A 26,590-nucleotide genomic window follows, 5' to 3' on the forward strand; every position below is an offset into this window, starting at 1 on the left:
CAATCGGGACAGCCGAACGGGGAGGTAACGGTAGTGAGTGATCTGGACGATGAGCTGACACGCCTCAGGGCCGAACTGGCATCAGCGATGCAACGTTTTGCTCCGACATACGGCGTCTATCAAACGGCGATTGATCCGTTGCATTTTATACGCAGCGACACGCCAACAGACGTCATCCATACGGTTCATAAACCCGGATTGTGCATAATTGTACAGGGCCGGAAACAGATCCAGTTGTGGGATGAAAGCTATACCTACGATCAACTGAACTATCTGGTTGTCTCTGTGACACTGCCTCTGGCTGGGCAAGTGATCGAGGCCTCTCCACAGAGGCCCTACTTCTGCATTCGCCTGGATATCGACCCGGCAGAAATCGCTCAGCTGATTGCCGACGTCAGCCCGATCGGCGTACCCAGCCAGCCATCTCGCCGCGGCCTCTATCTGGACAGGATTGATACCCCATTGCTTGATGCCATGTTGCGACTGGTACGTCTGTTGGATGTGCCCTCCGATATCCCGGCATTGGCTCCGCTAGCCCTCAGGGAAATATTCTACCGGTTGCTCAAAGGCCAGCAGGGCCAGCGATTACATGAGATAGCCATCAACGACAGTCAGACCCATCGAGTGACAAGAGCTATCGAATGGTTGAACAACAACTATGCGCAGCCGTTGCACATCGATGAGTTGGCGAGCTATGTCAATTTGAGTAATTCCACGCTTCACCACCGATTCAAGGCAATCACCGCGATGAGCCCGTTGCAGTACCAGAAACAACTGCGCTTGCAGCACGCACGAAGGTTGATGATTTCAGAAGGGCTGGATGTTTCCACGGCCGGGTTCACGGTGGGCTATGAGAGCCCGTCACAGTTCAGCAGAGAATACAGCCGGATGTTCGGAGCCCCTCCAAGCAAGGACATCGCAAAGATTCGATCGATGGGATGAGTTGTAAGGTGGAAAGGGAATGCAAAGAGGCTCCCCCTATGCCCCGCAAGCAAGTAAAGGGGTGCAGCGTAGGGGTATTGATACCGGTCGGGCTGATGCGTCAGCCCTCAGGCAGTCTCGCTGTGCGCCAGGATCAATAACTTGTCAGTTTCGATCATTGAGCCCTTTCAAACGGCTGTTTAATGTCGCTGACAGACAAACGACGGGGCCCGCCATTCAGTGAGGTGCCCGCAATCCGTGATCACGCCATCAGGGGACCTTTCCATGGCCGCCGACCGCTACCCGCACCTGCTTGCCCCGCTGGACCTGGGCTTTACCACCTTGCGCAACCGCACCCTGATGGGCTCGATGCACACCGGCCTCGAAGAGCGCCCCGGCGGCTTCGAGCGCATGGCTGCATACTTTGCCGAGCGGGCCCGGGGTGGCGTTGGCCTGATGGTCACCGGCGGCATTGCGCCCAATGATGAAGGCGGGGTGTACTCCGGTGCGGCAAAGCTCAGCACCGAGGAAGAGGCCGACAAGCACCGCATCGTCACCGAGGCGGTGCACGCTGCCGGTGGCAAGATCTGCCTGCAGATCCTGCATGCCGGGCGCTACGCCTACAGCCCACGCCAGGTGGCACCTAGCGCGATCCAGGCGCCGATCAACCCGTTCAAGCCCAAGGCGTTGGACGAGGAGGGTATCGAGAAGCAGATTGCCGACTTCGTCAATTGTGCCGTGCTGGCCCAGCGTGCCGGTTACGACGGTGTCGAAATCATGGGTTCGGAAGGTTACTTCATCAACCAGTTCCTCGCCGCGCACACCAACCACCGCACCGACCGCTGGGGCGGCAGTTATGAAAACCGCATGCGCCTGGCAGTGGAAATCGTCAGCCGGGTGCGTGGCGCGGTAGGGCCGAACTTCATCATCATCTTCCGCCTGTCGATGCTCGACCTGGTCGAGGGTGGCAGCACCTGGGACGAGATCGAGCTGCTGGCCAAGGCCATCGAGCAGGCCGGCGCTACCTTGATCAACACCGGAATAGGTTGGCACGAGGCGCGCATCCCGACCATCGCCACCAAAGTGCCGCGTGCGGCCTTCAGCAAAGTCACCGCCAAGTTGCGGGGCGTGGTGAGCATTCCGCTGATCACCACCAACCGCATCAACACCCCGGAGGTGGCCGAGGCGGTGCTGGCCGAGGGCGATGCGGACATGGTCTCGATGGCCCGACCGTTTCTCGCCGACCCGGACTTCGTCAACAAGGCCGCTGCCGGTCGCGCGGATGAGATCAACACCTGCATCGGCTGCAACCAGGCCTGCCTGGACCACACCTTCGGCGGCAAGCTGACCAGTTGCCTGGTCAACCCGCGTGCCTGCCACGAGACCGAACTCAACTACCTGCCTGTACGTACGGTGAAGCGCATTGCCGTGGTAGGCGCCGGCCCGGCTGGCCTGGCGGCGGCCACCGTGGCGGCCGAGCGGGGCCACGCGGTGACCCTGTTTGACGCCGCCAGCGAAATCGGTGGCCAGTTCAACGTGGCCAAGCGGGTGCCGGGCAAGGAAGAATTCTTTGAAACGCTGCGTTACTTCCGCAACAAGGTAAAAAGTACGGGCGTCGACCTGCGCCTGAATACCCGCGTGGACGTGCAGGCACTGGTGGGCGGCGGCTTTGATGAAATCATCCTCGCGACTGGCATCGCCCCGCGGACACCGGCCATTGCGGGCGTGGAGCATGCCAAGGTGCTCAGCTACCTGGACGTGCTGCTCGAGCGCAAGCCGGTGGGCAAGGCTGTAGCGGTAATCGGTGCCGGTGGTATCGGCTTCGATGTGTCCGAATACCTGGTGCATCAGGGCGTGGCCACCAGCCAGGACCGAGCGGCATTCTGGAAAGAGTGGGGCATCGATACCCATCTTCAGGCGCGAGGTGGTGTGGCCGGGATCAAGGCCGAGCCGCATGCTCCGGCGCGGCAGGTGTACTTGTTGCAGCGCAAGAAATCCAAGGTGGGCGACGGGCTCGGCAAGACGACCGGCTGGATTCACCGCACCGGGTTGAAGAACAAGGGGGTGCAGATGCTCAACAGCGTCGAGTATCTGGCTATCGACGATGCCGGCCTGCACATTCGTGTGGACGGTGGCGAACCGCAAGTGCTGGCGGTGGATAACGTGGTGATCTGTGCCGGGCAAGATCCGCTGCGCGAGCTGCAGGAAGGGCTGGTGGCGGCAGGGCAGTCGGTGCACCTGATTGGTGGCGCGGATGTGGCGGCCGAGCTGGATGCCAAGCGGGCGATCAACCAAGGCTCGCGGTTGGCGGCTGAGCTCTGAGGTCGTCGGGGCTGCGTGAACCCGACACCTGCACGTGTGGGCGCGGGCATGCCCGCGAATACGGTGGCGGCGGCAACGGTGAACGGCGGGTGGAATTTGGCCAGCAGGCCCGGCCCTTTCGCGGGTGAACCCGCTCCTACGACGGCCTGTGCGGGGCCGTCGATGCCTGTGTCGAACCACTGGTGCGCGTCCACCCCGACCCGCGAATACGGTGGCGGCGGTGAACACCACCCTGGCACTGTGATGCCTCGGCGGGGGCGAGTTCATCGATTACAAGCGCTTGCGGGATTACCCTGTAAACTGCGATCCATGCATGTATCCGACCTCCCCCAAGCACCGCTGCAATTTCTGAACTTGCCCTGGCTGGAACAAGCCCAGGTCCAGGCCGCCATTCTGCGCCTGGACCTGATTGACCCGCTGATCAGTGGCAACAAGTGGTTCAAACTACGCCACCACCTGCAACAGGCCGGCGCCAGCAATGCTCCAGGCCTGATCAGCCTGGGCGGTAACCATTCCAACCATCTGCACGCCTTGGCTGCTGCCGGCAAGCGTTTCGGCTTCGCCACCGTCGGCCTGTTACGCGGCCATGCCCAGGACACGCCAACCGTGCGTGACCTGCAGGCGCTGGGCATGGAACTGCATTGGCTAGGCTACGGCGGCTACCGTGCGCGCAACGAGCCAGGCTTTTGGGCTTCCTGGCAGGCGCGCTATCCAGGCTGGCACTGCATCCCTGAAGGGGGCGGCGGGCTGGCCGGTGCGCAGGGCTGCGCGCTGATGATGCAGCAGGCGCGCGCGCAAATCTCGTCCTTGGGTTGGTCAGACTACGACGCCTGGTGGTTGGCTGCCGGAACGGGGACTACCTTGGCCGGCCTGGTGATGGCCGAGGCAGGGGCGCATGCCGTGCATGGCGCCTTGGCCGTACCCAGGGATCATGGGGTGGCGCAAGTGGTGGCAGCACTGGCCGGCACGCACGGCTACCAGCTACACGACGCCTGCCGGGGCGGTTTCGGAAAATTCGACGATGCGCTACTGACGTTCATCGCCGACTGCGAGCAGCACACTGACGTGCCGCTCGAAGCCCTCTATACCGGCAAGGCTCTGCTGGCCTTGCGTGATCAGGTCGCTGCCGGGCTGTTCGAGCCCGGCAGCCGCCTGATCTTCGTACACACAGGTGGCCTGCAGGGGCGACGCGGTTACTTGTAAGGGAGCATGCGCAACAGCGTGTTGTCGCGCTGTACATAGTGGTGGTAAAGCCCGGCCAGTGCATGCAGGCCGATCAGCCAGTAGCCCCAGCTGCCAATACGCTCATGCCAACCTTTGATGAACTTGGCCTGGTCCGGGTTCGGGCCGATCAGATGGGGCAGCTCCAGGCCAAAGAACGGCACCGGTTTGTCGGCGGCGCTGAGGATCAGCCAGCCGGCCAGCGGCAGGCCGATCATCATCAGGTACAGTGCCAGGTGCATCAGGTGCGCCAGGCCAGTCTGCCAGGCCGGTGGTTTTGGCACGATGGGCGGAGTCGGGCGGCTCAGGCGCATGGCCAGGCGCAGCCAGACCAGCACGAACACGCTGAGCCCGAGCATGAAGTGCAGGTCTTTCATCAGGTTGCGTTCGACGCTGTCCTTGGGGAACAGGCCACGCAATTCGATGAGGGCATAGACAGCGGCCAGCAACACCAGCATCAGCCAATGCAGGGCGATGGACAGGCGCGCGTAATGGGGCGCGGGGTTGGATGAAACCATGATCGGTCCTCGTCATCAGGTCGGAAAGGCGCTCTTGCTGGCGCTCAGGTACCATTCTAATGGTTACCAGAAACGAATCTTTGCGCTGGGTCTGTGAAAATTGTGTTGCCAGCCACCGGCCTCTTCGCGGGCACGCCCGCTCCCACAGGTACTGCACAGTCTTTGAAACCGTGCAGTACCTGTGGGAGCGGGCGTGCCCGCGAAGGGGCCGGAACAGGCGACATCAGTTACCGGGCAGATACGGCCAGTCATCAGCCACCAGAAACACCCGCTCTGCCTCCTGCCAGGCACCCTCGGCATCAGGCTCCAGTCGTACCAGCAACTGCGCCGGTGCCTGCTGCTCCAGTACATGCAGCCACGCCGCAAACTGCTCCGCCTGCCAGCACTCACCTGACTCCACCCTAGCCGGCGCCAGCCAGGCATGCCGCTGCAGCGGCTGCCAACGCTCGCCCTCGGCCATCACCCAGTCCCGCCGACGAAGCCAGCGCCCGCGCAAATGTTGCGGGTTGGCGCCCTCCGGCGCCTCGGCATGCCCAGGCCATGGATAGAACAGGTACCCACCCAGCCACATTTGCGCCTGCACCTGCTCCACCCCTAGCGGCGCCAGCGCCTGACGGCTGTGCGCCCCCTTGGACATGGGCAACTGGTGCCCCGCCAGGTGCGCAAGCTTGGTCCCCAGCCGGTCATGACAACCTGGCCCCAGCCAGGCATGGGGATCGTGCCCGGCGCCTTCCGGGCCCAGGTACAGCTTGATCGCCAGTTCCAGGTGGTGCACGCCGTCGCAGTCGCGCAACACCACGTCGAGCTCGCCCAAGGTGCGCCCACCGTCGCGAATCGCCAGGTTGGCGGCCAGCAGCTCGATGCCTGGCGCCTGGCCCAGGGCAAATTGCCACAGGCGTTCGTAGTAATGCCCCAGGCGCCGGCTGCCCAATTGCGCCAGCCACTCGCGCAACGGTCGGTCATCGGCATCCAGGGTCCGCAACCATTGTTCAAGGCGTTGCGGCTGCTGCGCCCACAAGCTGCCCGCCAGCGGGTGTCGCTGGGGGCAGGGCGGGGCGCTGAGCAGGGGCGGCGACAACAGGGCCCATGCCAGGTCACGCACGGTGGGGTGCTGCAGTTTGCGGGGCAGGTCGTGAAGCTGGGCGAATGGCGTCATCCTGCGAGCATAGCCGGTTTGCCGCTGCCCGGTGGTTTCGCCCATAATCGGCGCATCGTCACCCGCCGCAGAGCCTCGCAGGAGCCCCATGGAGCAATTTCGCAATATCGGTATCATCGGTCGCCTTGGCAGCTCGCAGGTGCTCGACACCATTCGCCGACTGAAAAAATTCCTCCTCGATCGCCACCTGCACGTGATCCTTGAGGACACCATTGCCGAAGTGCTGCCCGGCCATGGCTTGCAGACGTCCACCCGCAAGCTGCTGGGCGAGGTCTGCGACCTGGTCATCGTGGTCGGCGGCGACGGCAGCCTGCTGGGCGCTGCCCGTGCGCTGGCCCGGCACAACATTCCGGTGCTGGGTATCAACCGTGGCAACCTGGGTTTTCTCACCGACATCCGTCCCGACGAGCTGGAGCAGAAGGTCGCCGAAGTGCTCGACGGCCACTACCTGGTGGAAAACCGTTTCCTGCTGCAGGCCGAGGTGCGTCGCCACCACGAGGCCATCGGCCAGGGCGATGCGCTGAACGACGTGGTGCTGCACCCGGGCAAGTCCACGCGCATGATCGAGTTCGAGATCTACATCGACGGCCAGTTCGTCTGCAGCCAGAAGGCCGACGGCCTGATCGTCGCCACCCCCACCGGCTCCACCGCCTATGCGCTGTCGGCCGGTGGCCCGATCATGCACCCCAAGCTCGATGCCATCGTCATCGTGCCGATGTACCCGCACACCTTGTCGGGCCGGCCGATCGTGGTGGACGGCAATAGCGAGCTGAAGATCGTGGTGTCCAAGGACCTGCAGATCTACCCGCAGGTGTCCTGTGACGGCCAGAACCACTTCACCTGTGCCCCCGGCGACACCATCACGGTCAGCAAGAAACCGCAAAAGCTGCGCCTGATCCACCCGCTGGACCACAATTACTACGAGGTCTGCCGCACCAAACTGGGTTGGGGCAGCCGCCTGGGGAGCAGTGACGACTGATGCTCGATCCGGCGCGAAGTTTTGACATCATCGGCGACGTGCACGGCTGTGCGCTGACCCTTGAACGCCTGCTCGACGCCCTCGGATACAAGCGCGTGGCTGGCGTGTGGCGCCACCCGCGACGTCAGGCGCTGTTCCTTGGCGATATCGTCGACCGCGGGCCACGCATTCGCGAGGCGCTGCACATCGTCCACGACATGGTCGAAGCCGGCCAGGCGTACTGCATCATGGGCAACCACGAATACAATGCCCTGGGCTGGGTCACCCCGGCGCTGCCTGGCAGCGGCAAGGCCTATGTCCGCGAACACACACCGCGGCATGCCCGGCTGATCGACGAAACCCTCACCCAGTTTGCCCAGCACCCCGGCGATTGGCACGATTTCGTCAACTGGTTCTACCAGCTGCCGCTGTTCATCGACGCAGGGCGCTTCCGTCTGGTGCACGCCTGCTGGGACCCGCGGCTGATCGAGCCGCTGCGCCAGCAATACCCCGACGGACGCATCGATGAACACTTCATCCAGGCCTCGGCGGTCAGTGGCAGTTTTGCCGACACAGTGTGCAACCGCCTGTTGCGCGGTACCGACATGCGCCTGCCGGACGGGCTGACGCTGACCGGCGGCGACGGCCTGACCCGCGCGTTCTTCCGCACCAAGTTCTGGGAAGAAGACCCGAAAACCTACGGTGACATTGTGTTCCAGCCCGATGCCCTGCCCGAGGAAGTGGCCAGCACTCCGCTCAGCCACAGCCAGAAGAACGCCTTGCTGCGTTATGACGAAGACCAGCCGATGCTGTTCGTCGGGCATTACTGGCGCAGCGGCCGCCCGGCACCGATCCGCGCCAACCTGGCCTGCCTGGACTACAGCGCCGTGCTCTACGGCAAGCTGGTCGCCTACCGGCTGGATGATGAAACCCGTATCGACCCCCACAAGTTCGTTTGGGTCGACGTCGACCGCCCACAGGCCAACCAATGAACATTATCGAAGTGATGCGCCTGCCGCTGTCGGTCGACCTCAGCGGCTTCGTCCACCTGTTGCAACGCCTGCAGGTGCCGCACCGGGTCAGCGAGGAGGGTGATGCCCAGGTCCTCTGGGCCCCCGACACCCTGGCCGAAGATGTGCTGCAGCTCTACCAGCGCTACCCCGACGGCAACGCCGACCTGCCGGCCACCGCCGACCCTGTAGGGGCGGGGTCACCCGCGAATGCCCCCACACAACCTTCCCTGGTAGCCCAGGCCAAGGCCTGCAAGATCACCACCCTGACCCTGCTACTGTGCTTCATCGTCGCCGGCCTCACGGGCCTTGGCGACAACTTCACCACCATCAGCTGGTTCACCTTCCTCGACTTCCGTGTCCAGGGCGACTACCTGTACTTCAGCCCGTTGGCGCAAAGCCTGGATGAAGGCCAGTGGTGGCGCCTGGTATCGCCCATGCTGCTGCATTTCGGCGTGCTGCACCTGGCCATGAACAGCCTGTGGTACTGGGAGCTGGGCAAACGCATCGAACTGCGCCAGGGCCCGTGGGCGTTGCTGGGCCTGACCCTGCTGTTCAGCCTGGTGTCCAACCTGGCCCAGCACTACACCAGCGGGCCGAGCCTGTTTGGCGGTCTGTCCGGCGTGCTGTACGGCCTGCTCGGGCATATCTGGCTGTACCAGTGGCTGGCGCCTGACCGTTACTTCAACCTGCCCAAGGGCGTGCTGGTGATGATGCTGATCTGGCTGGTGGTATGCCTGACCGGCGTGGTCGGCACGCTCGGCCTTGGCCAGATCGCCAATGCCGCCCACGTCGGCGGGCTGCTCATCGGATGCCTGACCGGGCTCTTGGGTGGGGCGCTGGCCCGGCGTAAACTGTCGGCTTGAATCAGGAGACACTATGTCCACTTTCGCGCAAATGATTGAAAACATCACCCCGGAAATCTACCAGAGCCTGAAACTGGCCGTGGAAATCGGCAAATGGTCCGACGGCCGCAAGCTCACCGCCGAGCAGAAAGAGCTGTCGCTGCAGGCGGTCATCGCCTGGGAGATGAAGAACCTGCCCGAAGACCAGCGCACCGGCTACATGCGCCCACAGGAATGTGCGTCGAAGTCCGCGCCCATCGCCAACATTCTGTTCAAGTCGGACTCGGTACATTGATCGAACTCGCACGTGGCTCGTTGAGCAAGATGGCCGTAAGCCTGCAGGCACCGGTGGTGCAGTACAGCTTCCGCCTGGATGACACCCAGGTGCCGGTCAACCCCATGATCGGCCAGCGCCTGCGCCTGGAATACCTCGGCGCCATTCATTGCAGCCATTGCGGCAAGCGCACCAAGACCAGCTTCAGCCAGGGGTACTGCTACCCGTGCATGACCAAGCTGGCCCAGTGCGACGTGTGCATCATGGCCCCGGAAAAATGCCACTACGACGCCGGCACCTGCCGCGAACCGTCGTGGGGCGAACAGTTCTGCATGACCGACCACGTCGTCTACCTGGCCAATTCGTCGGGGATCAAGGTCGGCATCACCCGTGCCACCCAGCTGCCTACCCGCTGGCTCGACCAGGGCGCCAGCCAGGCGTTGCCGATTATGCGCGTGGCCACCCGGCAGCAATCGGGCCTGGTCGAAGACGTGTTGCGCAGCCAGGTGCCAGACCGGACCAACTGGCGCGCGCTGCTCAAGGGCGATGCCGAGGTGCTCGACCTGCCGGCCATTCGGGAGCAGGTCTTCGAAGCCTGCGCCGACGGCCTGCGCGAGCTGCAGGGGCGCTTTGGCCTGCAGGCGATCCAGCCGCTGCCGGACGCCGAAGTGGTGCAGATGAACTACCCGGTCGAGGCGTACCCGAAGAAGATTGTCAGCTTCAACCTCGACAAGGACCCGGTGGCCGAGGGCACGCTGCTGGGCATCAAGGGCCAGTACCTGATCTTCGACACCGGTGTGATCAATATTCGCAAGTACACGGCCTACCAGTTGGCCGTGCTCCAGTAAAAAGGACCTGCACATGCGTACCGAACAACCGCAAGTGATCTACCTCAAGGATTACCAGGCGCCGGAGTACCTGATCGACGAGACGCACCTGACCTTCGAGCTGTTCGAGGACCACACGCTGGTTCACGCGCAACTGGTCATGCGTCGCAACCCGGCACGCGGTGCCGGCCTGCCGCCACTGGAGCTCGATGGCCAGCAGCTGGAACTGCTGCGCGCCTCGCTGGATGACCAGGAACTGCAGCCAGGCGAGTACCAGCTCGACGCCGACAGCCTGACCGTGCAGCCCAAGGCCGAGCGCTTCACCCTCGACACCAGCGTGAAGATCCACCCGGAAAGCAACACCGCCCTGGAAGGCCTGTACAAGTCGGGCAAGATGTTCTGCACCCAGTGCGAGGCGGAGGGCTTCCGCAAGATCACCTACTACCTCGACCGCCCGGACGTGATGAGCACCTTCACCACCACGGTCATCGCCGAGCAGCATCGCTACCCGGTCTTGCTGTCGAACGGCAACCCGATCGGCAGCGGGCCGGCCGAAGATGGCCGCCACTGGGCGACCTGGGAAGACCCGTTCATGAAGCCGGCCTACCTGTTTGCCCTGGTGGCAGGTGACCTGTGGTGCGTTGAAGACAGCTTCACCCGCCAGTCCGGCCGTGAGGTGACCCTGCGTATCTACGTCGAACCCGAGAACATCGACAAGTGCGACCACGCCATGGTCAGCCTGAAAAAGTCCATGCGCTGGGACGAAGAAGTCTATGGCCGCGAGTACGACCTGGACATCTTCATGATTGTTGCGGTCAATGACTTCAACATGGGCGCCATGGAAAACAAGGGCCTGAACATCTTCAACTCCAGCTGCGTGCTGGCCCGCGCCGAAACCGCCACCGATGCTGCGCACCAGCGCGTCGAAGGGGTGGTCGCCCACGAGTACTTCCACAACTGGTCGGGCAACCGTGTCACCTGCCGTGACTGGTTCCAGCTGTCGCTGAAGGAAGGCTTCACGGTGTTCCGCGATGCCGAGTTCAGTGCCGACATGAACTCGCGCACGGTCAAGCGCATCGAAGACGTCGCCTACCTGCGCACCCACCAGTTCGCCGAAGACGCCGGCCCCATGGCCCACCCGGTGCGCCCGGACAGCTTCATCGAAATCTCCAACTTCTACACCCTGACCGTCTACGAGAAGGGCGCCGAAGTGGTGCGCATGGTCCGTACCCTGTTGGGGACCGAAGGCTTCCGTAAAGGCAGCGACCTGTACTTTGAACGTCACGATGGCCAGGCGGTAACCACCGACGACTTCATCAAGGCCATGGAAGACGCCAACGGCGTCGACTTCACCCAGTTCAAGCGCTGGTACAGCCAGGCTGGCACCCCACGTCTGGAGGTCAGCGAGGCGTATGACGCCGCCGCGCAGACCTACAGCCTGACGTTCCGCCAGAGCTGCCCGCAGACCCCGGACAAGGCCGAGAAACTGCCGTTCGTGATCCCGGTTGAGCTGGGCCTGCTGGATGCCGCTGGCAACGATCTGCCGCTGCAGTTGGCTGGCGAAGACGCTGCTCAAGGTAGCAGCCGCGTGCTGTCGGTGACCGAGGCCGAGCAAACCTTCACCTTCCAGGGCATCCAGTCCAAGCCGCTGCCATCGCTGCTGCGTGGCTTCAGCGCCCCGGTGAAGCTGAGCTTCCCGTATGACCGCGACCAGCTGATGTTCCTGATGCAGCACGACAGCGACGGCTTCAACCGCTGGGAAGCGGGCCAGCAGCTGTCGGTGCAGGTACTGCAGGAACTGATCGGCCAGCATCAACGCGGCGAAGCCCTGAAGCTCGACCAGCGCCTGATCACCGCCCTGGGCACTGTGCTGGGCAATGTATCGCTGGACCCGGCCATGGTGGCCGAAATGCTCTCGCTGCCAGGTGAGGCGTACCTTACCGAGATCAGCCAGGTGGCCGACGTCGACGCCATCCACGCCGCCCGCGAGTTCGCACGCCAGCAGATCGCCGAACACCTGTTCGACGCCCTGTGGGCGCGTTACCAGGCCAACCGTGAAGTGTCGCGCAGCACTGCCTATGTGGCCTCGGCCGAGCACTTTGCCCGCCGCAGCCTGCAGAACATCGCCCTGTCGTACCTGATGCAGAGTGGCAAGCAACAGGTGCTGGACGCGACCCTGGAGCAGTTCGAGCACTGCGACAACATGACCGAGCGCCTTACCGCGCTGGCGGTACTGGTCAACTCGCCGTTCGAGGCCGAGCGCGCCAAAGCGCTGGAGGCCTTTGCCGAGCACTTCAAGGACAACCCGCTGGTCATGGACCAATGGTTCAGCGTGCAGGCGGCCAGCACGCTGCCGGGCGGGCTGGCGCGGGTCAAGGCGTTGATGCAGCACCCGGCCTTCACCCTGAAGAACCCGAACAAGGTGCGTGCGCTTATCGGTGCCTTTGCCGGGCAGAACCTGGTCAACTTCCATGCTGCCGATGGCTCCGGGTATCGCTTCCTGGCGGACCTGGTGATCGAGCTGAATGCGCTGAATCCGCAGATTGCCTCGCGGCAACTGGCGCCGCTGACCCGCTGGCGCAAGTATGACGATGCGCGTCAGGCGCTGATGAAGGGTGAGCTGGAGCGCATTCTGGCTTCGGGTGAGTTGTCCAGTGATGTGTATGAGGTTGTGAGCAAGAGTCTGGCGTAATTCTTGTGAATTGGGGCTGCTTTGCAGCCCTTCGCGGGTGAACCCGCTCCTACAGGGGGGCGTAACCTTGTAGGAGCGGGTTTACCCGCGAAGGGCCGCCCAGCGACCCCGGCTTTCCTCAGCCGACAACAAAACATAACACCCCGCCCGTTGTATTCCCGCAAACATCCCCGCTACGATCCCCTCAAGCTATTGCAGGCCTCTAGATCAGGCTTTTGGCAAAGCCTGCAATGCATTGACCCACCAACAAGAACACAACAAGGGGGCAGTCATGAGGGAACAGCTACGTACGCCAGCCAGGCGTGGTGCCTGGCCATGGGCAGCCAGCGCGATGCTGGCACTGGCATTGGGGGTGTGGGCCGACAGCGCCCAGGCCGCAGCAGCCGACCAGTACTCCACCGAATCGGCCAAGGCCAGCCAAAGCCTGTTGATCGACGCCACCCATGCCGGCAAGCGCCTGGTGGTGGTGGGTGATCGCGGCCACATTCTGTTCTCCGACGACCAAGGCAGTACCTGGACCCAGGCCCGGGTACCCACCCGGCAATTGCTCACTGCCGTGTTCTTCCTCGACGACAAGCGTGGCTGGGCCGTCGGCCATGACGCGCAGATCCTCGCCAGTAGCGACGGCGGCGCCACCTGGAGCAAGCAGTTCGAAGACCTCGCCCGTGAAGCGCCCTTGCTCGATGTCACTTTCCTCGACGCCCAGCACGGCTTTGCCGTAGGGGCCTATGGTGCCTTGCTGGAAACCACCGATGGTGGGCAGCACTGGCAGGATGTGGCCGAACGGCTGGACAACCCGGACCAACTGCACCTGAACGGTATCACCCAAGTGCGCGATGCCGGCCTGTTTATCGTGGGTGAGCAGGGCGGCATGTTCCGCTCCACCGACAACGGCCAGACCTGGACCAAGGTCCAAGGCCCGTACGAGGGCTCGCTGTTCGGCGTGATCGGCACCGCCAGGCCGCAGACCCTGCTGGCCTACGGCCTTCGCGGCAACCTGTTCCGCTCCAGCGACTTCGGTGACAGCTGGCAGCCGATCGAACTCAAGGCCGCGCGCGGTACCCTGGAGTTCGGCCTGGCAGGCGCTACGCTTGTCGATGATGGCAGCCTGGTGCTGGTCGGCAATGGTGGCAGCGTACTGCGCAGCACGGACGACGGCCAGACCTTCAGCGTGTACAACCGCGCCGACCGCCTGGCCCTGGCCGGCGTCAGTGGCCTGGCCAACGGCGGCCTGCTGCTGGTGGGGCAGGGTGGTGTGCACCTGGCCAGCGCCGACGGGGCTGATCAGCCTGCCCCGGAGGTGCGTCCATGACCAGCAGGGAGAGCATTACCATGCACCCGCATCACCAGGATAAAGCCACGCTGCTCGAACGCCTGATCTTCAACAACCGCCCAGTGGTCATCGCCCTGTGCGTGCTGGTCAGCATTTTCCTGTTCTGGCAGGCCACGCAGATTCGCCCGTCCACCAGCTTCGAGAAGATGATCCCGCTGCAGCACCCATTCATCGAGCAGATGATGGAGCACCGCAACGACCTGGCCAACCTCGGCAATACCGTGCGCATCTCGGTGGAGGCGGTGAACGGTGACATCTTCGACAAGGACTACATGGAGACCCTGCGTCAGATCCATGACGAGGTGTTCTACATCCCCGGTGTCGACCGGGCCGGACTGAAGTCACTGTGGAGCCCCAGCGTGCGCTGGAGCGAGGTCACCGAAGAGGGTTTTTCCGGTGGCGAGGTCATCCCTAACACCTACAACGGGTCGCAGGACAGCCTCGATACCCTGCGCGACAACGTGCTCAAGTCAGGCCAGGTGGGGCGCCTGGTAGGCAACAACTTCAAGTCCAGCATCGTCGACGTGCCGCTGCTGGAGAGCTACCCCGACCCGCAGGACCCGGGCAAACAGGTGAAGCTGGACTATCAGCAGTTCTCTCACTTGCTGGAGGAGAAGATCCGCGACAAGTTCCAGGCGCAGAACCCCAATGTAAAAATCCACATCGTCGGCTTTGCCAAGAAGGTTGGTGACCTGATCGATGGCCTGGTGATGGTGGCGATGTTCTTCGGCGTGGCCCTGGTGATCACCTGGGTGTTGTTGTACTGGTTCACCTGGTGCATCCGCAGCACTGTCGCCGTGCTCATTACCACGCTGGTGGCGGTGATCTGGCAACTGGGGTTGATGCATGCGGTAGGCTTTGGCCTGGACCCGTACTCGATGCTGGTGCCGTTTCTGATCTTCGCCATCGGCATTTCCCACGGGGTGCAGAAGATCAACGGCATCGCCCTGCAGTCGAGTGATGCCGACAATGCCCTTACCGCCGCCCGGCGCACATTCCGTCAGTTGTTCCTGCCGGGAATGATTGCCATCCTTGCTGACGCAGTGGGCTTCATTACCCTGCTGATCATCGACATCGGGGTGATCCGCGAATTGGCCATCGGCGCCTCCATCGGCGTGGCGGTGATCGTGTTCACCAACCTGATCCTGTTGCCGGTGGCCATCTCCTACGTGGGCATCAGCAAGAAGGCCATCGAGCGCAGCAAGAAAGACGCGACCCGCGAGCACCCGTTCTGGCGCCTGTTGTCGAACTTCGCCAGTGCCAAGGTGGCGCCGGTGTCGGTGGTGCTGGCGCTGCTCGCCTTCGCCGGTGGCCTGTGGTACAGCCAGAACCTGAAGATCGGCGACCTCGATCAGGGCGCGCCGGAACTGCGCCCCGACTCGCGCTACAACCAGGACAACAACTTCATCATCAGCAACTACTCGACCAGTTCCGATGTGCTGGTGATCATGGTCAAGACGCCGTCGGAGAAGTGCTCGGTCCACTCGACCATGGCGCCGATCGACGAGCTGATGTGGACCATGGAAAACACCCCTGGCGTGCAGTCGGCGATTTCCCTGGTCACCGTTTCCAAACAGGTGATCAAGGGCATGAACGAGGGCAGCCTGAAATGGGAAACCCTGTCGCGTAACCCGGACATCCTCAACAACTCCATCGCCCGGGCTGACGGCCTTTACAACGGCGACTGCTCATTGGCACCCGTGCTGGTGTTCCTCAATGACCACAAGGCTGAAACGCTGGAGCGCGTCACCGCCGTGGCCAAGGCGTTTGCCGACAGCCATAACAAGGAAGGCCTGCAGTTCCTGCTGGCGGCGGGCAACGCCGGTATCGAGGCAGCGACCAACGAAGTGATCAAGTCGGCCGAGCTGACCATCCTGATCCTGGTGTACATCTGCGTGGCAGTGATGTGCCTGATCACCTTCCGCTCGTTCGCCGCCACGCTGTGCATCGTGCTGCCCCTGGTGCTGACCTCGGTGCTGGGCAACGCGCTGATGGCCTACATGGGCATCGGGGTGAAGGTGGCGACCTTGCCGGTGGTGGCGCTGGGGGTGGGGATTGGCGTGGATTACGGCATCTACATCTACAGCCGGCTGGAGAGCTTCCTGCGTGCGGGGCTGCCGTTGCAGGAGGCCTATTACCAGACCCTGCGCTCGACGGGTAAAGCCGTGTTGTTCACTGGCTTGTGCCTGGCCATCGGCGTATGCACCTGGATCTTCTCGGCAATCAAGTTCCAGGCTGATATGGGGCTGATGCTGACCTTCATGCTGCTGTGGAACATGTTTGGCGCGCTGTGGCTGCTGCCGGCGCTGGCACGGTTCCTGATCAAGCCGGAGAAGATGGTGGGCAAGGAGGGGGGCTCGATTTTCGCCCATTGAATCGCAAGGGGGCTGCAAAGCAGCCCCCGGGTTATAATGCCGCCACATCTCCCACAGGTACCCCCATGTCCCCCCTCGCCACCGCCCTGCAGTCCTGCGACATGCTCCTGATTGACGGCCTGCACGCCTTCGATTTCACCGCCGACGCATCCGGTCTCACCGTCGAATGCATGGACGGTCGCCAGCTTCGCCGCTGGTCTTTCACCCCCGAACAAATCGCTGCCGCTATCGCCACCGGCGATGAATGGCAACTCAACGATGCCAACGGCGAGCATCGGCTAGTCTGTATGAGTGCCTTTCGTGCCCCGGATGATGACCAAGATGAACCGGACCTGGACAAGCCTGCTGACCGCTAGCCTGATGAGCCTGACAATCTCCGCCCACGCTGCCACCTTACTGGTGGGCAGCTACACCGATGGCGCCAGCCAGGGTATCTACCGCTATCAGTTCGACGACAAGGCCGGCCAAATCGGCCCCACACCCCTGCAGGTGGTGAAAAGCGTCAGCCCTTCGTGGCTGGTGCTGTCGGCCGACCAGCGTCAGCTGTTCGCGGTGAATGAGACCCCGCAGGGCCATGCCAGCAGTTTCAGCATCAGCAGCAAAGGCGAAATCAAGCCGCTCAACCAAGTGGTCACCCAGGGCGACGAGCCCACCCACGCCAGCCTCAGCCGTGACCAGCGCTATCTGTTCGTGGCCAACTACGCGGTCAACCCCGACCCCGGTGGCAGCCTGGTGGTGATCCCGGTGGCCAAGGACGGCAAGCTCAAGCCCGTGGTGCAACAGGCCCGGCATAAGGCGAGCGGGGTCAACCCTGAGCGCCAGGCCGGTGCCCACGTGCATTCGCTGGTGCTGTCGCCGGATGGCCAGCACCTGTATGCCAGCGACCTGGGTGCCGACAAGGTGTTCATCTACCGCTACGACGGTGCCAGTGTGGACCACCCGCTGACAGCGGCGATACCTGCGTCCGTGGCCTTGCCGCCGGGCAGCGGTCCGCGTCACTTGCTGTTCGACGCCAAGGGCCAGCACGCTTACCTCACCCTGGAAATGAACGCCGAGGTGGTGATGTTCGATGTGCAGGACGGCAACCTGGTTGAACGCCAGCGCTTACCCCTGACCGAGCGCCAGGAGGCCGCAGCGAAGGCTGCTGGTGGCTTGCACCTGTCGGCGGACGGGCGCTTCCTGTACGTGAGCAACCGTGGCACGGCCAATGAAATTGTGGCGTTCAGCGTGGGCAAGCAGGACGGCCAGTTGACGTTCCTGCAGCGTCGCCCGGCAGAAGGTGATCACCCTCGGGAGTTTGCCCTGGACCCGAGTGACAACTTCCTGCTGGTGGCCAACCAGAAGAGCAACCAGATCGTGGTGATACGTCGCGATCCGCGCAGTGGCAAGCTGTTGGAGACGGTGCAGACGCTGAAGCAGGATGCACCCTCGGACCTCAAGTTCATCGAGTGATATTGATCAGCGTGATAATCGGTACTGCCGCAATGAATTTTTGCGTGCGGCCTCGGCGGCGTAAGTTTGACCCAAGGCCCAGAAGGGCCACCGTCAAACCACCGCCGTCGAGGTCAACCCAGATGAACTTCAATCTCTTCCCGGTTATTGCCGCATCCGCCATTTCCGCATCGGTCGTCCTGCCAGCGCATGCCCATGCCGACAGCAGCAAGGCTTCTGCCACCCACAGCTACACCGAGCAGTATCTGCGCCAGAGCGCCAATTTCCATGCGGCCCTGAGTGGCAAGCACCACCACTGAGCCTTGTGCGGTGTCCTGTAGGAGCGGCCTGTGTCGCGACAGGGCCGCAAGGCGGCCCCCGGCTATCTCGGCTGTGATGTAGATATTTGGGGGGCGCTGCGCGCCCCTATCGCGACACAAGGCCGCTCCTACAAGGTATCGCGTGAACTCATTTGGCCATCACTGACCTGAACAGCTCCGAAGCCAGCCACCCCTCCAGCCAGCTCCGCACACGCGGATAAGCCGCCTCGGCGAACCACTGCGGTTCGACCCCGGCAAACTGGCGCATCAGGGGCAGCAACGCGGCATCGGCCATGCTCGGGTGGTCGGCCAGCAGGTAAGCCCGCCCCACCAGCAAGCCTTCGAGCTCCGCCAGCCAGGCCTCGGCCTGCTGGCGGTAATGCTCGCGGGAATGCTCCGGGTAACGTTCGGCATACTTGTACAGGTTCACGTGCGCCTTGAACGTGGTGTCATTGCGCGCAATCAGCGTTTCAGCCTGCTGCGCAGCTGCAGGGTTGGCCTGTAGCCGCCAATCCTGCGGGTCGTTTTGCGTCAGCGCCCAGCGCATGATGTCCAGGCTCTCTTCCAGTACCTCGGCACCGGTGTCCAGCACCGGTACCGTGCCCTTGGGCGACAAGGCCAGCAGCTCTGCCGGCTTGTTCTTCATCGCCACTTCGCAGATCTGCACCTCGCAGCCGGCATAGCGCAGGGCCAGGCGCGCACGCATGGCCCACGGGCAGCGGCGGAACGAGTAGAGGATCACCCGCACACCTCCACGTCACTGAGGCCATTACCCTGGCGCCGCACCTGGATCTGCACCGGGATGCGCTCGTGCATTTCCTGTACGTGGGAAATCACCGCCACTTTGCGACCCTGGGCTTGCAAGCCGTCGAGGGCGTCCATTGCCAGTTGCAGCGACTCGGGGTCGAGGCTGCCGAAGCCTTCGTCGATGAACAGCGACTCGATACGCAAGGTGCTGGACGCCATCGACGCCAGGCCCAGGGCCAGGGCCAGCGACACCAGGAAGGTTTCCCCGCCCGACAACGAGTGCACCGAACGCAGTTCGTCGCCCATCTCGGTGTCCAGCACCAGCAGGCCAAGGGCGCTGCCGCCGCGCTTGAGGCGATAGCGACGGGCCAGCTGACGTAGCTGGGCGTTGGCGTGGTGCAGCAGCAGGTCAAGGTTGTAGCCTTGGGCGATCTTGCGGAACACATCACCGGAGGCCGAACCGATCAGGGCATTGAGGCGGGCCCAGCGTTGCCACTGCTGGTGGGCCTGTTCGATTTCTGCCGCCAGCGCCTGGTGGGCCTGCTGCCGGCGCTGGTCGTCGGCCTGTTGTGCACGCAATTCGGCGCATTGCTGCTCATGGTTGGCCAGGCGCCCGCGCAGCTCGGTCAGGGCGTGTTCCAGGGCTTCGGCCGGGGTGTCCACGGTCATCTGTGCAGCGTGGTGCTGCAGGCGCTGTTCGCGCTCCTGCAGCAGCACACGGCCCTGCTCGATGGCTTTTTCCGCGCCTTGCAAACGCTGGCGCAATTCATTGACTTGCGCGTCATCCATGGCCAGCAGGCGATCGAGGCCGGCATCGTCCAGTTCCGGATGCTCGCTGCGCCACTGGGTGATCTGGGCCTGCAACTGTTGGCATTCGGCATCCAGTGCTTGTTGTTGCTGGGTATTGGCTTTGAGTTCGCTGGCCAGTTGCACGCCTTGGGTGCGTAGATCTTGTAGGCGCTGGGCGGTGTCGGCATTGAGGGCGCGGGCTTGTTCCAGCGTGGCTTCCATATGCTGCTGCCAGGCTTCGGCACTGGCATGTTCGCCAAGCAGCTCGCCGAGCGACGTCTGGGCCTGCTGGCGCTTCTCGTCGAGGGCCGCGAGCGTGTGTTGCAACTGCTGCAGGCCTTGCACGCGCGCCTGTTGCTGATCGCGCAGTTTGTCCAGCTGGGCTTGGCGGGCCTGCTGCTCTTCCAGTTCGTCCTTGCGCTGGTCCAGTTGCTGCAGGCGCTGGGCAATCTGCTGGTCGAGGGCGAGGAAGGCATTGGCCGGATCTTCGTTCAGGGCCTTGAGGGCTTCCTTGGGCAAGACACCGGCCAGGTCGTCAAGGCCTTGCTGCAACTGTTGCTCATCGTTGGCCAGGGCCTGGTGCTGTTGCTCCAGATGGCGCTGGGCCTGTTGCTGGGCGTCGTGGGCCGCCTGCAATTGCTGGTTCAGGCGGGCGGCGTCTTTTTGCAGGGCCAGCAGGGCGCTCTGGCGTTTCTCGTCCTGGCTGATTTCTTCATCCAGGCGACGCAGCTGGCTGTCGAGCCAGGCGCTTCGGGCCTTGTCGTCCTGCGGGGCGAGGGCTGGCCACAGGCTGTGGGCCTGTACCTGAGCCACCAGTGGTTGCAACTGTTCGCCCAGGTGCTGCTGTTGCTGCTGGAAGTCCTTGAGCTGGGCATTGACCACACCCAGCTGGGTACGCAGCTCCACCAGCTTGCTGTTGAGCGTTTCGACCTGCTTCTGCGCGGCGTGCTCTTCGGCCTGGTCATGGCGACCCAGGCTCTGCAGCAGCGCTTCTGGCTGATGGAAGGGGTGTTCGGCGCTGCCACAGACCGGGCAGGGTTCGCCGTCACGCAGTTGTTCACGCAGTTCTTCGACGCTGGTGTTGCGTGCCAGACGTTGCCGTTCCAGCAGTTGACGGGTGAGCGTCAACGCCTGTTCGGCGGCCTCCAGCTCGGCCTTGGCGGCGGTGCCTTCGGTAATCAGTTGCTGGCGTTGCAGCATGGCCTGCTGCTGCCGTTCGCGCAGGGCATCCAGCTGCTGGCGCAGCTCCTGTTCGCGGCCGTACAGGCGTGACATTTCCTCTACGGCGCGCTGCTGTTTGCGGTTGTCCTGCAGCATGCCGCCGAGCAGGTCGATCTGCTCGGCCAGGGCCTGGGGTTCGGCCTTGGCTTCACGGAACAACAGGTCGTAGGCGTCGCGCTCGGCCTGCAAGCGCGCATTGGCCTGGCTGGCCTGGGCCTGCAAGCCGGGTAGCTCTTCTCGGCCCTTGGTCAGCCGGCCACCTATCAGCATCACCTGCTTCAGTTGCGGCAGGTAGGCGTGCCAGGCATTGGCCAGGTCCGCCAGGTGCTGGCTGTCGGCAAGCGCGGTGTCGATCTGCGCCAGTTGCTGCACGCTGCGCTGCTGGTTGTCTTCCAGCTGCTGCAATTGCTGCTGGCCGTCAGTGACCTGCTGTTGCGCCTGCTGGTCGATGCTGCGCTGGGCGGCCAGCTCTTGGTCCAGGCGTGCCAGCGTATCCTGGGTGGCAAAGGCCTGGCGCAGGCGCGGCGCGTTCTCGCCGTGCTCGGCCTGGCGGTCGGCAAGCGCTTGGCGCGTAGTGTCCAGCGCCTGTTCGAGTTCGCGGGTGCGCACCTGCAGTTCGGCTTGCTGCTGTTGCTGTTCGGCCATCTTCGCGGCCACTGGTGCCAGCTGTGCGCTCAGGGCCTGTCGGCGATGGAACTGGTGACGCTGCGGGGCCAGGCGCTCCAGGCGTGCCAGGTCCAGGCGTGGTTCGGCCAGCTGTTGCCAGTTCAGTTCGGCGGCCTGCAGCGTGGTATTGGCTTCGGTGTATTGGGCTTGTAGCTGGCGTTGTTCATTCAGCCAGTTGCGTTGCTGCTCCAGCTGGCGCTCGCCGGCCTGGTCGGCCTTGAACTGCTGTTGCGCCTGCTCCAGGCGCTGGTCGAGCTCGGCACGGGCCTCGGCAGCCATCGGCAGCAGATGGCTGGCGCGTTCTTTCAGGGCGTTGTGTGCCTCGCCGGCTTCGCGCGCCTTGCTGAAGGCACGCTGGCCCAGGCGGGTGTAGATCGCGGTGTTGGTGAGCTTTTCCAGCAACTCGCTGCGGTCTTTGTCGTCGGCTTTGAGAAACGCGCCGAACTCGCTCTGGGCCAGCATCACCGCACGGGTGAACTGCTCGAAGTTCAGGCCCAGGCGGGCTTCGACCAGTTGCTTGTATTCGTTCTTGCCACTGCCGAGCACTTGCTCGCTGTCGAGGTCGTAGAAGCTCTGACGGCTGTGTTGCAGTTTGCCGTTGGCCTTGTCGCGGGCGCGGTTGGCTTCCCAGCGGGCGCGGTAGCGGCGGCCGTCGATGCCGACGAAGTCGACCTCGGCAAAACCGCTGCCGGTGCCACGGCGCAGCAGGTTGCGCGGGTCGGAGGTGGGGATGTCGCCGTCGGCATCCGGCACCTTGGCCTCACGGCCAATGGCATTGAGGCGCGGCACGGTGCCGAACAGCGCCAGGCACAGGGCGTCAAGCAAGGTGCTCTTGCCAGCACCGGTAGGCCCGGTGATGGCGAACAGGCCAGCGCTGGCCAAGGGTTCTGCGGTGAAATCGATGTCGATCGGGCCGGCCAGCGATGCCAGGTTCTTCAGGCGGATGGCGAGAATCTTCATGGCTGTTCCTCTTCCTGCTGCACGTCCTGCAACAGCAGGGCGAAGTCGGCCAGCGCCTGCTCGTCGGCGGGGTTGCCGTAGGCTTGTTCCCAGGCGCGGCTGAACAGGTCTTGCGGGGTCATCTGGGCCAGTTCGACAAAGGCCAGGTCATCGTCTTCGGCGTTGTTGCGGCCGGCGTACTCGGCGCTGATACGGATCAGCCGTACCGCCTTGCCTTCAAGCGCGGTTTCGATCTGCTGGCGCAGGTCGGGTTGCGGCTCGTCGAGCATCACCCGCACCTCCAGCCAGGGCTGGCGGTTGGGGTCTTCAAGCAGGTCGATCACTGGCAGGTCGGCCAGTTGCTGCAACAGCTCGCCCAGCGGTGCCGGGCCCACCCGTTGCAGGGCCACGGCGCGTGGAACGGGGCGTGGCTCGACGCTGACCAGGCCGTTGCCGTCCAACTCCACTTCCAGGACCTGGTGCGGGTAGTTGATTTCGGCGAACGACAGCGGGATTGGCGAGCCGCTGTAGCGGATGCGCTCTTCGCGGTTGACCTTCTGCGGCTTGTGCAGATGGCCCAGGGCGACGTAGCTGATAGCCTTGTCGAACAGCTTGGCCGGCAGCGCCTCGGCGTTGCCGATGATCAGGCTGCGTTCGGAGTCTTCCGACACCGCGCCACCGGCCATGTGTGCGTGGCTGATGGCGATCAGCGCCTGGTCTTTCTTGCGTTTCTTCAGGGCGGCGGCGATCAGTTGCTGATGCACCTGGGTGATGCCTTGCAGGTAGTCGTCACCCAGCTGCGGGCCGGTCACTTCGGCCGGGCGCAGGAACGGCAGGGCCAGGCACCAGGCAGCGACCTTGCCCCGGCCGTTGGTCAGAGGGATCAGCAGGCGCTCGGCATCCAGCTGGCCCTCGTCCAGCCAGTGCACACGGCCCAACGCATGGGTGCGCAGGCGGCGCATGAGTGCGGCGGGCAGCTCGATGCGCGAACCGGAGTCGTGGTTGCCGGCGATCATCACGATGTCCAGCTTGGGCTGTTGCTCATGGGCCTGGACGATGAAGTCGTAGAGGCGTTCCTGGGCTTTGACGGGCGGGTTGACGGTGTCGAAGATGTCGCCCGCAATCAGCAGCGCATCCGGCTGGCGCAGGCGCAGCTGGCCGAGCAGCCAGTCGAGGAAGCAGGCGTGTTCGAAGTCGCGTTCCTGGCCGTGCAGGCTTTGGCCCAGGTGCCAGTCGGAGGTATGAAACAGACGCATGGATGACCTGTTGGTGTCGAGTCGAGCAAGCGAGGGCTTGGCTTGGGTGATGGGTGTTGCGCAAGGGCGGTATGGTAACCCAAGCACGGGGCCGCTGTGCGGCCCGAAAGTTCAGCGCTTGATCTCATAGGCACACGGTGCTGGTTGTCCTACAGGCAAGCCCGCGCATTAAACCCTTGTTCATGGATGGCATTTTCTAGGCGTTGACGCGGGTTGCCACGTTGGTTCCATGAAAAGCTGACATTGATAGCAGGGTGTCGCTCATCTCGGTTTGCCCCACGGAAGTGTCGCGGCAAAGCACCAAGCACACGCTCGGCCACTTCCACCTTGAACGTTCTGTGAGCTGGCTCTCGCTTTGCACCAGGGGTCAAGCTTGCCCTCAAAAGTATGCTGATCTACCCTCCGAAACGGCCATGATCACGGCTATTCGAAACCCACGGACGACAATCACAGGAGTCACCAATGGAAGGCATTCCTCAGACCCAATCTTCCCCGGATAACCTCAAGCCAAAATGGCGGGAGCGATTTGCCTTCTTCGATCAGTACGGCGCCCCCACCTCCGAGTCATACAAAGCCGCATTCCGCGCCTTGCCATTCGGGAAGAAGTTGCTGATCAACAACAATTTCATAGCCTTTTTCTTCGGCCCGATCTATTGGTTCGTGCTGGGGCTGTGGAAGAAGAACCTGGTCATGCTGGCCATCATCATCGGCATCGGGCTGCTGCTGAGCTTCTATGAGGTCGCGACGGGCAGCGAAATCCCGCGTCCTCTGGATAACGGTATCAGCATGGGGTTCGCGTTTCTGTACAGCTTCCTGACCAACCGTGCCTATTACCTGAAGCAGGCCAAAGGGCAGCAGAGCTGGAACCCGTTCGAGGGGCAGCGGTTCATCTGACTCGGCTGGTACATTCGGCAAGTATTGTCAGGGGCGGCCACGAGCTGAAAATTCGCAACCAGCCACTGCGCATCACTTGGGATAGAGCGGCGGCAAGCTGCCGCTCTCGCCCGCTGGCAGCAACACCTGCTCAGCTGGCGGAATGGTACCAATCGCCCGCCACAAATCCTCCCCCTGCCAATACTGCCCGCTCTCGCTGTACAACGCCCCGTTCAAACCATCCAGCGCATCCGACAACGGCACGAAGCGCGCCGCCATCTCGGCCAGGGTTTCCGGTTGCTGCCGGGCCCAGGCATCCAGCGCCTGGCGCGTAGCCTGGGGGTCGTTGGCCTGGCATGCGCGCTTGAGGTCGTCCAGCAAGGTGCGTGGGCTTGGCCCGTTCTGCGCCGTGCGCAGCACCGCTGGCCGCGAACGGGCGCGCCACCACAGGGCAAAGCCCAGCACGGTGGTCAGGGCAAACACCAGTGTGGACAGCTGCCAGGGCCACAGCAGGGTGCTGGCGCTGCTGTTGTCGCCCACCGGGGTGTCGGCGCTCAGTGCCGGGTTGTCCTGCACGTTCAGCGTGCGCGCCGGCAGGCTGCTGTGCTCCAGGTGGTCTTCGCGGGTGTTCCACCAGGCCACTTCCAGCGCCGGCAAGGCCAGCGTGCCGCTGTGGGTTGGCACCAGGGCCTCGCGCTCTTCGCGGTTGGCGGTCATGCCCCGTTCGCTGATTTCGTTGCGCAGCAGCGGCTGGTCAGGGTAGCGGCGCAGGCCGATGATTTCTGTGGCCGGCAGCGGCGGCAGTTGGGTGCTGGACAAGCCTTCGGCACGCAAGGTGATGTTGCGCGTCAGCGAGTCGCCAATCTGTACCTGCTGGCTGCCCGGGTCGGGGCTCCAGTGCTCTTCCAGGGTCAGGCTGCTGGCTGGCAACCACGGCAAGCCAGCCGGCCAGGCTGCCGGAATCGGCCGTACCGTGAGGCGCAAGGGCAGCGAGCTGACCTGCACCTGGTGGCCGGCGCGGGCCGTGCCATTGGCCTGCGCTGCTTCGTCGTTGCTGGCAGCTGCCGTGGCGGAGAACGTCAGCGACGGGATGTCGAGGGTGCCGCTTTGCTGGGCATACACCGCATAGCGGGTTTCGATCACGCCATGACGCACGCCGTTGATTTCCTTTTCATACGTGCGCGACTCGCCCAGCGGCTCGACCTTGGCATTCTCCAGTTGCAGGGGGCTGAGGCTGCTGTCGTCGTACAGCGCTACCGAGTGGTAGATGCGCAGGGTCAGCACGGCTTGGGCCTGGACATAGACGTCGTGGCTGTCGAGGGTCGCTTCGATGAATACCTGAGCGTTGTCCTGGCGGCTGGCATCGGCCTGCAGTACTTGCAATTCGATGGCTTGGCTGTGCGACTGGCCCAGCCGCAGCTCGGGGATGCGCAGGCTACCGCTGCGCCGTGGCAGCAGGGTGATGATCCAGCGGGTGCTGGCGCGGGTTTCGCCGTCCAGGGTGTGCAGGCTGTTCAACTGGCGCGTGCCGCGCACTTCGAAGTCACCTTCCAGGGCGCGCAGGTCGGGCTTGCCGAACTGGGTGACGTCCTGGCTTTCCAGAGTCAGTTCCAGGCTTTCGCCCGCTTCCAGGCGGGTGCGGTCGACGCTGGCCTGCAGCAGCGGCTCGGCCTGGGCCAGCACGGCCCACAGCAGGGTGAGGAGAAAGACGCCGAAGCGACTCATCGTGATTTTTCCTGATGCAATTGCTGTTCATACCAGAATTTGCGTCGCAGCAGCTCTGCCGGGTTGTCGGGGATCTCCCGCAGCCATTGCTCCAGGGCTTGGCGCTGTTCGCCGTCGAGGCTGGTCGACACCGGGCGCTGTGGCGGCTGGATGACACTGTCGTCGCCCCCG

22 protein-coding genes are annotated in these 26,590 nt (G+C 63.7%); 15 read left to right on the plus strand and 7 right to left on the minus strand.

The features are described 5' to 3' along the window. The first annotated feature begins 33 nt into the window (after positions 1-33). The 3 genes from QYE47_RS21815 to QYE47_RS21825 all read left to right on the plus strand — a co-directional run bounded on the left by QYE47_RS21815 (position 34) and on the right by QYE47_RS21825 (position 4,446). The gene (locus tag QYE47_RS21815) at positions 34-942 is read left to right on the plus strand and encodes an AraC family transcriptional regulator (RefSeq protein WP_019437475.1); all 909 of its coding nucleotides are present in this window, start codon (positions 34-36) and stop codon (positions 940-942) included. 264 nt (positions 943-1,206) lie between these two features. Beyond that, positions 1,207-3,243: an NADPH-dependent 2,4-dienoyl-CoA reductase gene (locus QYE47_RS21820; protein WP_014591880.1), complete on the plus strand. Its 2,037-nt coding sequence runs from the start codon at positions 1,207-1,209 to the stop codon at positions 3,241-3,243. Between the two features lie 309 nt (positions 3,244-3,552). Continuing rightward, the gene (locus QYE47_RS21825; protein WP_070384176.1) at positions 3,553-4,446 is read left to right on the plus strand and encodes a 1-aminocyclopropane-1-carboxylate deaminase/D-cysteine desulfhydrase; all 894 of its coding nucleotides are present in this window, start codon (positions 3,553-3,555) and stop codon (positions 4,444-4,446) included. Here the strand turns inward: QYE47_RS21825 and QYE47_RS21830 are convergent. Continuing rightward, positions 4,437-4,982 (minus strand): cytochrome b, encoded by a 546-nt coding sequence (locus QYE47_RS21830; protein WP_014591878.1) that lies wholly within the window; start codon positions 4,980-4,982, stop codon positions 4,437-4,439. The two genes, QYE47_RS21825 and QYE47_RS21830, sit on opposite strands and share 10 nt — an antisense overlap. A gap of 223 nt (positions 4,983-5,205) precedes the next feature. After that, complete coding sequence (locus tag QYE47_RS21835) at positions 5,206-6,228, minus strand: DUF1853 family protein (RefSeq protein WP_041167046.1); 1,023 nt, start codon at positions 6,226-6,228, stop codon at positions 5,206-5,208. On the opposite strand from QYE47_RS21835, the gene QYE47_RS21840 reads away from it, so the two are divergent. The 11 genes from QYE47_RS21840 (at position 6,227) to QYE47_RS21890 (ending at position 18,203) form a co-directional block, all read left to right on the plus strand. Continuing rightward, a complete protein-coding gene (locus QYE47_RS21840; RefSeq protein ID WP_003247220.1) occupies positions 6,227-7,117 on the plus strand; it encodes an NAD(+) kinase in 891 nt (296 codons plus the stop codon). The two genes, QYE47_RS21835 and QYE47_RS21840, sit on opposite strands and share 2 nt — an antisense overlap. Further along, positions 7,117-8,088, plus strand: a complete 972-nt coding sequence (locus QYE47_RS21845; RefSeq protein ID WP_014591876.1) for a metallophosphoesterase — start codon at positions 7,117-7,119, stop codon at positions 8,086-8,088. Before QYE47_RS21840 ends, QYE47_RS21845 begins: the two co-directional genes overlap by 1 nt. Then, a complete protein-coding gene (locus QYE47_RS21850) occupies positions 8,085-8,972 on the plus strand; it encodes a rhomboid family intramembrane serine protease (protein WP_014591875.1) in 888 nt (295 codons plus the stop codon). Before QYE47_RS21845 ends, QYE47_RS21850 begins: the two co-directional genes overlap by 4 nt. A gap of 13 nt (positions 8,973-8,985) precedes the next feature. Further along, a complete protein-coding gene (locus QYE47_RS21855) occupies positions 8,986-9,246 on the plus strand; it encodes a YeaC family protein (RefSeq protein WP_070384175.1) in 261 nt (86 codons plus the stop codon). Continuing rightward, positions 9,243-10,073: a DUF2797 domain-containing protein gene (locus QYE47_RS21860; RefSeq protein ID WP_003247225.1), complete on the plus strand. Its 831-nt coding sequence runs from the start codon at positions 9,243-9,245 to the stop codon at positions 10,071-10,073. Before QYE47_RS21855 ends, QYE47_RS21860 begins: the two co-directional genes overlap by 4 nt. A gap of 13 nt (positions 10,074-10,086) precedes the next feature. Then, positions 10,087-12,744, plus strand: coding sequence for an aminopeptidase N (gene pepN / locus QYE47_RS21865; RefSeq protein WP_019437975.1), 2,658 nt, complete (start codon positions 10,087-10,089; stop codon positions 12,742-12,744). A 271-nt stretch (positions 12,745-13,015) separates the two neighbouring features. Next, positions 13,016-14,056: a YCF48-related protein gene (locus QYE47_RS21870; RefSeq protein ID WP_041167045.1), complete on the plus strand. Its 1,041-nt coding sequence runs from the start codon at positions 13,016-13,018 to the stop codon at positions 14,054-14,056. Positions 14,057-14,076: 20 nt separating this feature from the next. Further along, on the plus strand, positions 14,077-16,452 hold the full coding sequence (locus QYE47_RS21875; protein ID WP_033724861.1) for an RND family transporter: 2,376 nt from the start codon (positions 14,077-14,079) through the stop codon (positions 16,450-16,452). Between the two features lie 65 nt (positions 16,453-16,517). Further along, positions 16,518-16,808, plus strand: coding sequence for a DUF5629 family protein (locus QYE47_RS21880; protein ID WP_070384174.1), 291 nt, complete (start codon positions 16,518-16,520; stop codon positions 16,806-16,808). Continuing rightward, positions 16,774-17,904 (plus strand): lactonase family protein, encoded by a 1,131-nt coding sequence (locus QYE47_RS21885; RefSeq protein ID WP_237141830.1) that lies wholly within the window; start codon positions 16,774-16,776, stop codon positions 17,902-17,904. Before QYE47_RS21880 ends, QYE47_RS21885 begins: the two co-directional genes overlap by 35 nt. A 122-nt stretch (positions 17,905-18,026) precedes the next feature. Then, positions 18,027-18,203, plus strand: a complete 177-nt coding sequence (locus QYE47_RS21890) for a hypothetical protein (protein ID WP_003247232.1) — start codon at positions 18,027-18,029, stop codon at positions 18,201-18,203. Positions 18,204-18,351: 148 nt separating this feature from the next. Here the strand turns inward: QYE47_RS21890 and QYE47_RS21895 are convergent, their stop codons facing one another. Genes QYE47_RS21895 through QYE47_RS21905 form a run of 3 tightly spaced genes read right to left on the minus strand, consistent with a single transcriptional unit; the run spans position 18,352 to position 23,821 of the window. Then, entirely contained in the window at positions 18,352-18,945 is a 594-nt protein-coding gene (locus QYE47_RS21895; RefSeq protein WP_014591868.1) for a glutathione S-transferase, read from the minus strand. After that, positions 18,942-22,586 carry an AAA family ATPase gene (locus QYE47_RS21900; protein ID WP_070384172.1) on the minus strand — a complete coding sequence of 1,215 codons (3,645 nt, stop codon included), beginning with the start codon at positions 22,584-22,586 and terminating at the stop codon, positions 18,942-18,944. The genes QYE47_RS21895 and QYE47_RS21900 overlap by 4 nt, the downstream gene beginning before the upstream one ends. Further along, positions 22,583-23,821: an exonuclease SbcCD subunit D C-terminal domain-containing protein gene (locus QYE47_RS21905; protein WP_012053234.1), complete on the minus strand. Its 1,239-nt coding sequence runs from the start codon at positions 23,819-23,821 to the stop codon at positions 22,583-22,585. The genes QYE47_RS21900 and QYE47_RS21905 overlap by 4 nt, the downstream gene beginning before the upstream one ends. Before the next feature lie 462 nt (positions 23,822-24,283). On the opposite strand from QYE47_RS21905, the gene QYE47_RS21910 reads away from it, so the two are divergent. After that, on the plus strand, positions 24,284-24,715 hold the full coding sequence (locus QYE47_RS21910; RefSeq protein ID WP_019437981.1) for a DUF2628 domain-containing protein: 432 nt from the start codon (positions 24,284-24,286) through the stop codon (positions 24,713-24,715). 72 nt (positions 24,716-24,787) lie between these two features. Here QYE47_RS21910 and QYE47_RS21915 read toward each other — a convergent pair whose 3' ends face one another. Beyond that, positions 24,788-26,419 carry a BatD family protein gene (locus tag QYE47_RS21915; RefSeq protein ID WP_019437982.1) on the minus strand — a complete coding sequence of 544 codons (1,632 nt, stop codon included), beginning with the start codon at positions 26,417-26,419 and terminating at the stop codon, positions 24,788-24,790. Continuing rightward, positions 26,416-26,590: hypothetical protein (locus tag QYE47_RS21920; protein WP_301159129.1), on the minus strand; the 175-nt coding region annotated here is incomplete at its 5' end. The genes QYE47_RS21920 and QYE47_RS21915, both read right to left, overlap by 4 nt.

The organism is Pseudomonas sp. 2,4-D (genome assembly GCF_030418155.1).
GTDB classification, from domain to species: Bacteria; Pseudomonadota; Gammaproteobacteria; order Pseudomonadales; family Pseudomonadaceae; genus Aquipseudomonas; species Aquipseudomonas alloputida.

Coding starts and splice junctions, on each gene's coding strand:
- QYE47_RS21820 (WP_014591880.1), top strand. CDS start 1,207: ATGGCCGCCGACCGCTACCCGCACCTGCTTGCCCCGCTGGACCTGGGC.
- QYE47_RS21825 (WP_070384176.1), top strand. CDS start 3,553: ATGCATGTATCCGACCTCCCCCAAGCACCGCTGCAATTTCTGAACTTG.
- QYE47_RS21830 (WP_014591878.1), bottom strand. CDS start 4,982: ATGGTTTCATCCAACCCCGCGCCCCATTACGCGCGCCTGTCCATCGCC.
- QYE47_RS21840 (WP_003247220.1), top strand. CDS start 6,227: ATGGAGCAATTTCGCAATATCGGTATCATCGGTCGCCTTGGCAGCTCG.
- QYE47_RS21835 (WP_041167046.1), bottom strand. CDS start 6,228: ATGGGGCTCCTGCGAGGCTCTGCGGCGGGTGACGATGCGCCGATTATG.
- QYE47_RS21845 (WP_014591876.1), top strand. CDS start 7,117: ATGCTCGATCCGGCGCGAAGTTTTGACATCATCGGCGACGTGCACGGC.
- QYE47_RS21850 (WP_014591875.1), top strand. CDS start 8,085: ATGAACATTATCGAAGTGATGCGCCTGCCGCTGTCGGTCGACCTCAGC.
- QYE47_RS21855 (WP_070384175.1), top strand. CDS start 8,986: ATGTCCACTTTCGCGCAAATGATTGAAAACATCACCCCGGAAATCTAC.
- pepN (WP_019437975.1), top strand. CDS start 10,087: ATGCGTACCGAACAACCGCAAGTGATCTACCTCAAGGATTACCAGGCG.
- QYE47_RS21870 (WP_041167045.1), top strand. CDS start 13,016: ATGAGGGAACAGCTACGTACGCCAGCCAGGCGTGGTGCCTGGCCATGG.
- QYE47_RS21875 (WP_033724861.1), top strand. CDS start 14,077: ATGCACCCGCATCACCAGGATAAAGCCACGCTGCTCGAACGCCTGATC.
- QYE47_RS21880 (WP_070384174.1), top strand. CDS start 16,518: ATGTCCCCCCTCGCCACCGCCCTGCAGTCCTGCGACATGCTCCTGATT.
- QYE47_RS21885 (WP_237141830.1), top strand. CDS start 16,774: ATGAACCGGACCTGGACAAGCCTGCTGACCGCTAGCCTGATGAGCCTG.
- QYE47_RS21890 (WP_003247232.1), top strand. CDS start 18,027: ATGAACTTCAATCTCTTCCCGGTTATTGCCGCATCCGCCATTTCCGCA.
- QYE47_RS21900 (WP_070384172.1), bottom strand. CDS start 22,586: ATGAAGATTCTCGCCATCCGCCTGAAGAACCTGGCATCGCTGGCCGGC.
- QYE47_RS21905 (WP_012053234.1), bottom strand. CDS start 23,821: ATGCGTCTGTTTCATACCTCCGACTGGCACCTGGGCCAAAGCCTGCAC.
- QYE47_RS21910 (WP_019437981.1), top strand. CDS start 24,284: ATGGAAGGCATTCCTCAGACCCAATCTTCCCCGGATAACCTCAAGCCA.
- QYE47_RS21915 (WP_019437982.1), bottom strand. CDS start 26,419: ATGAGTCGCTTCGGCGTCTTTCTCCTCACCCTGCTGTGGGCCGTGCTG.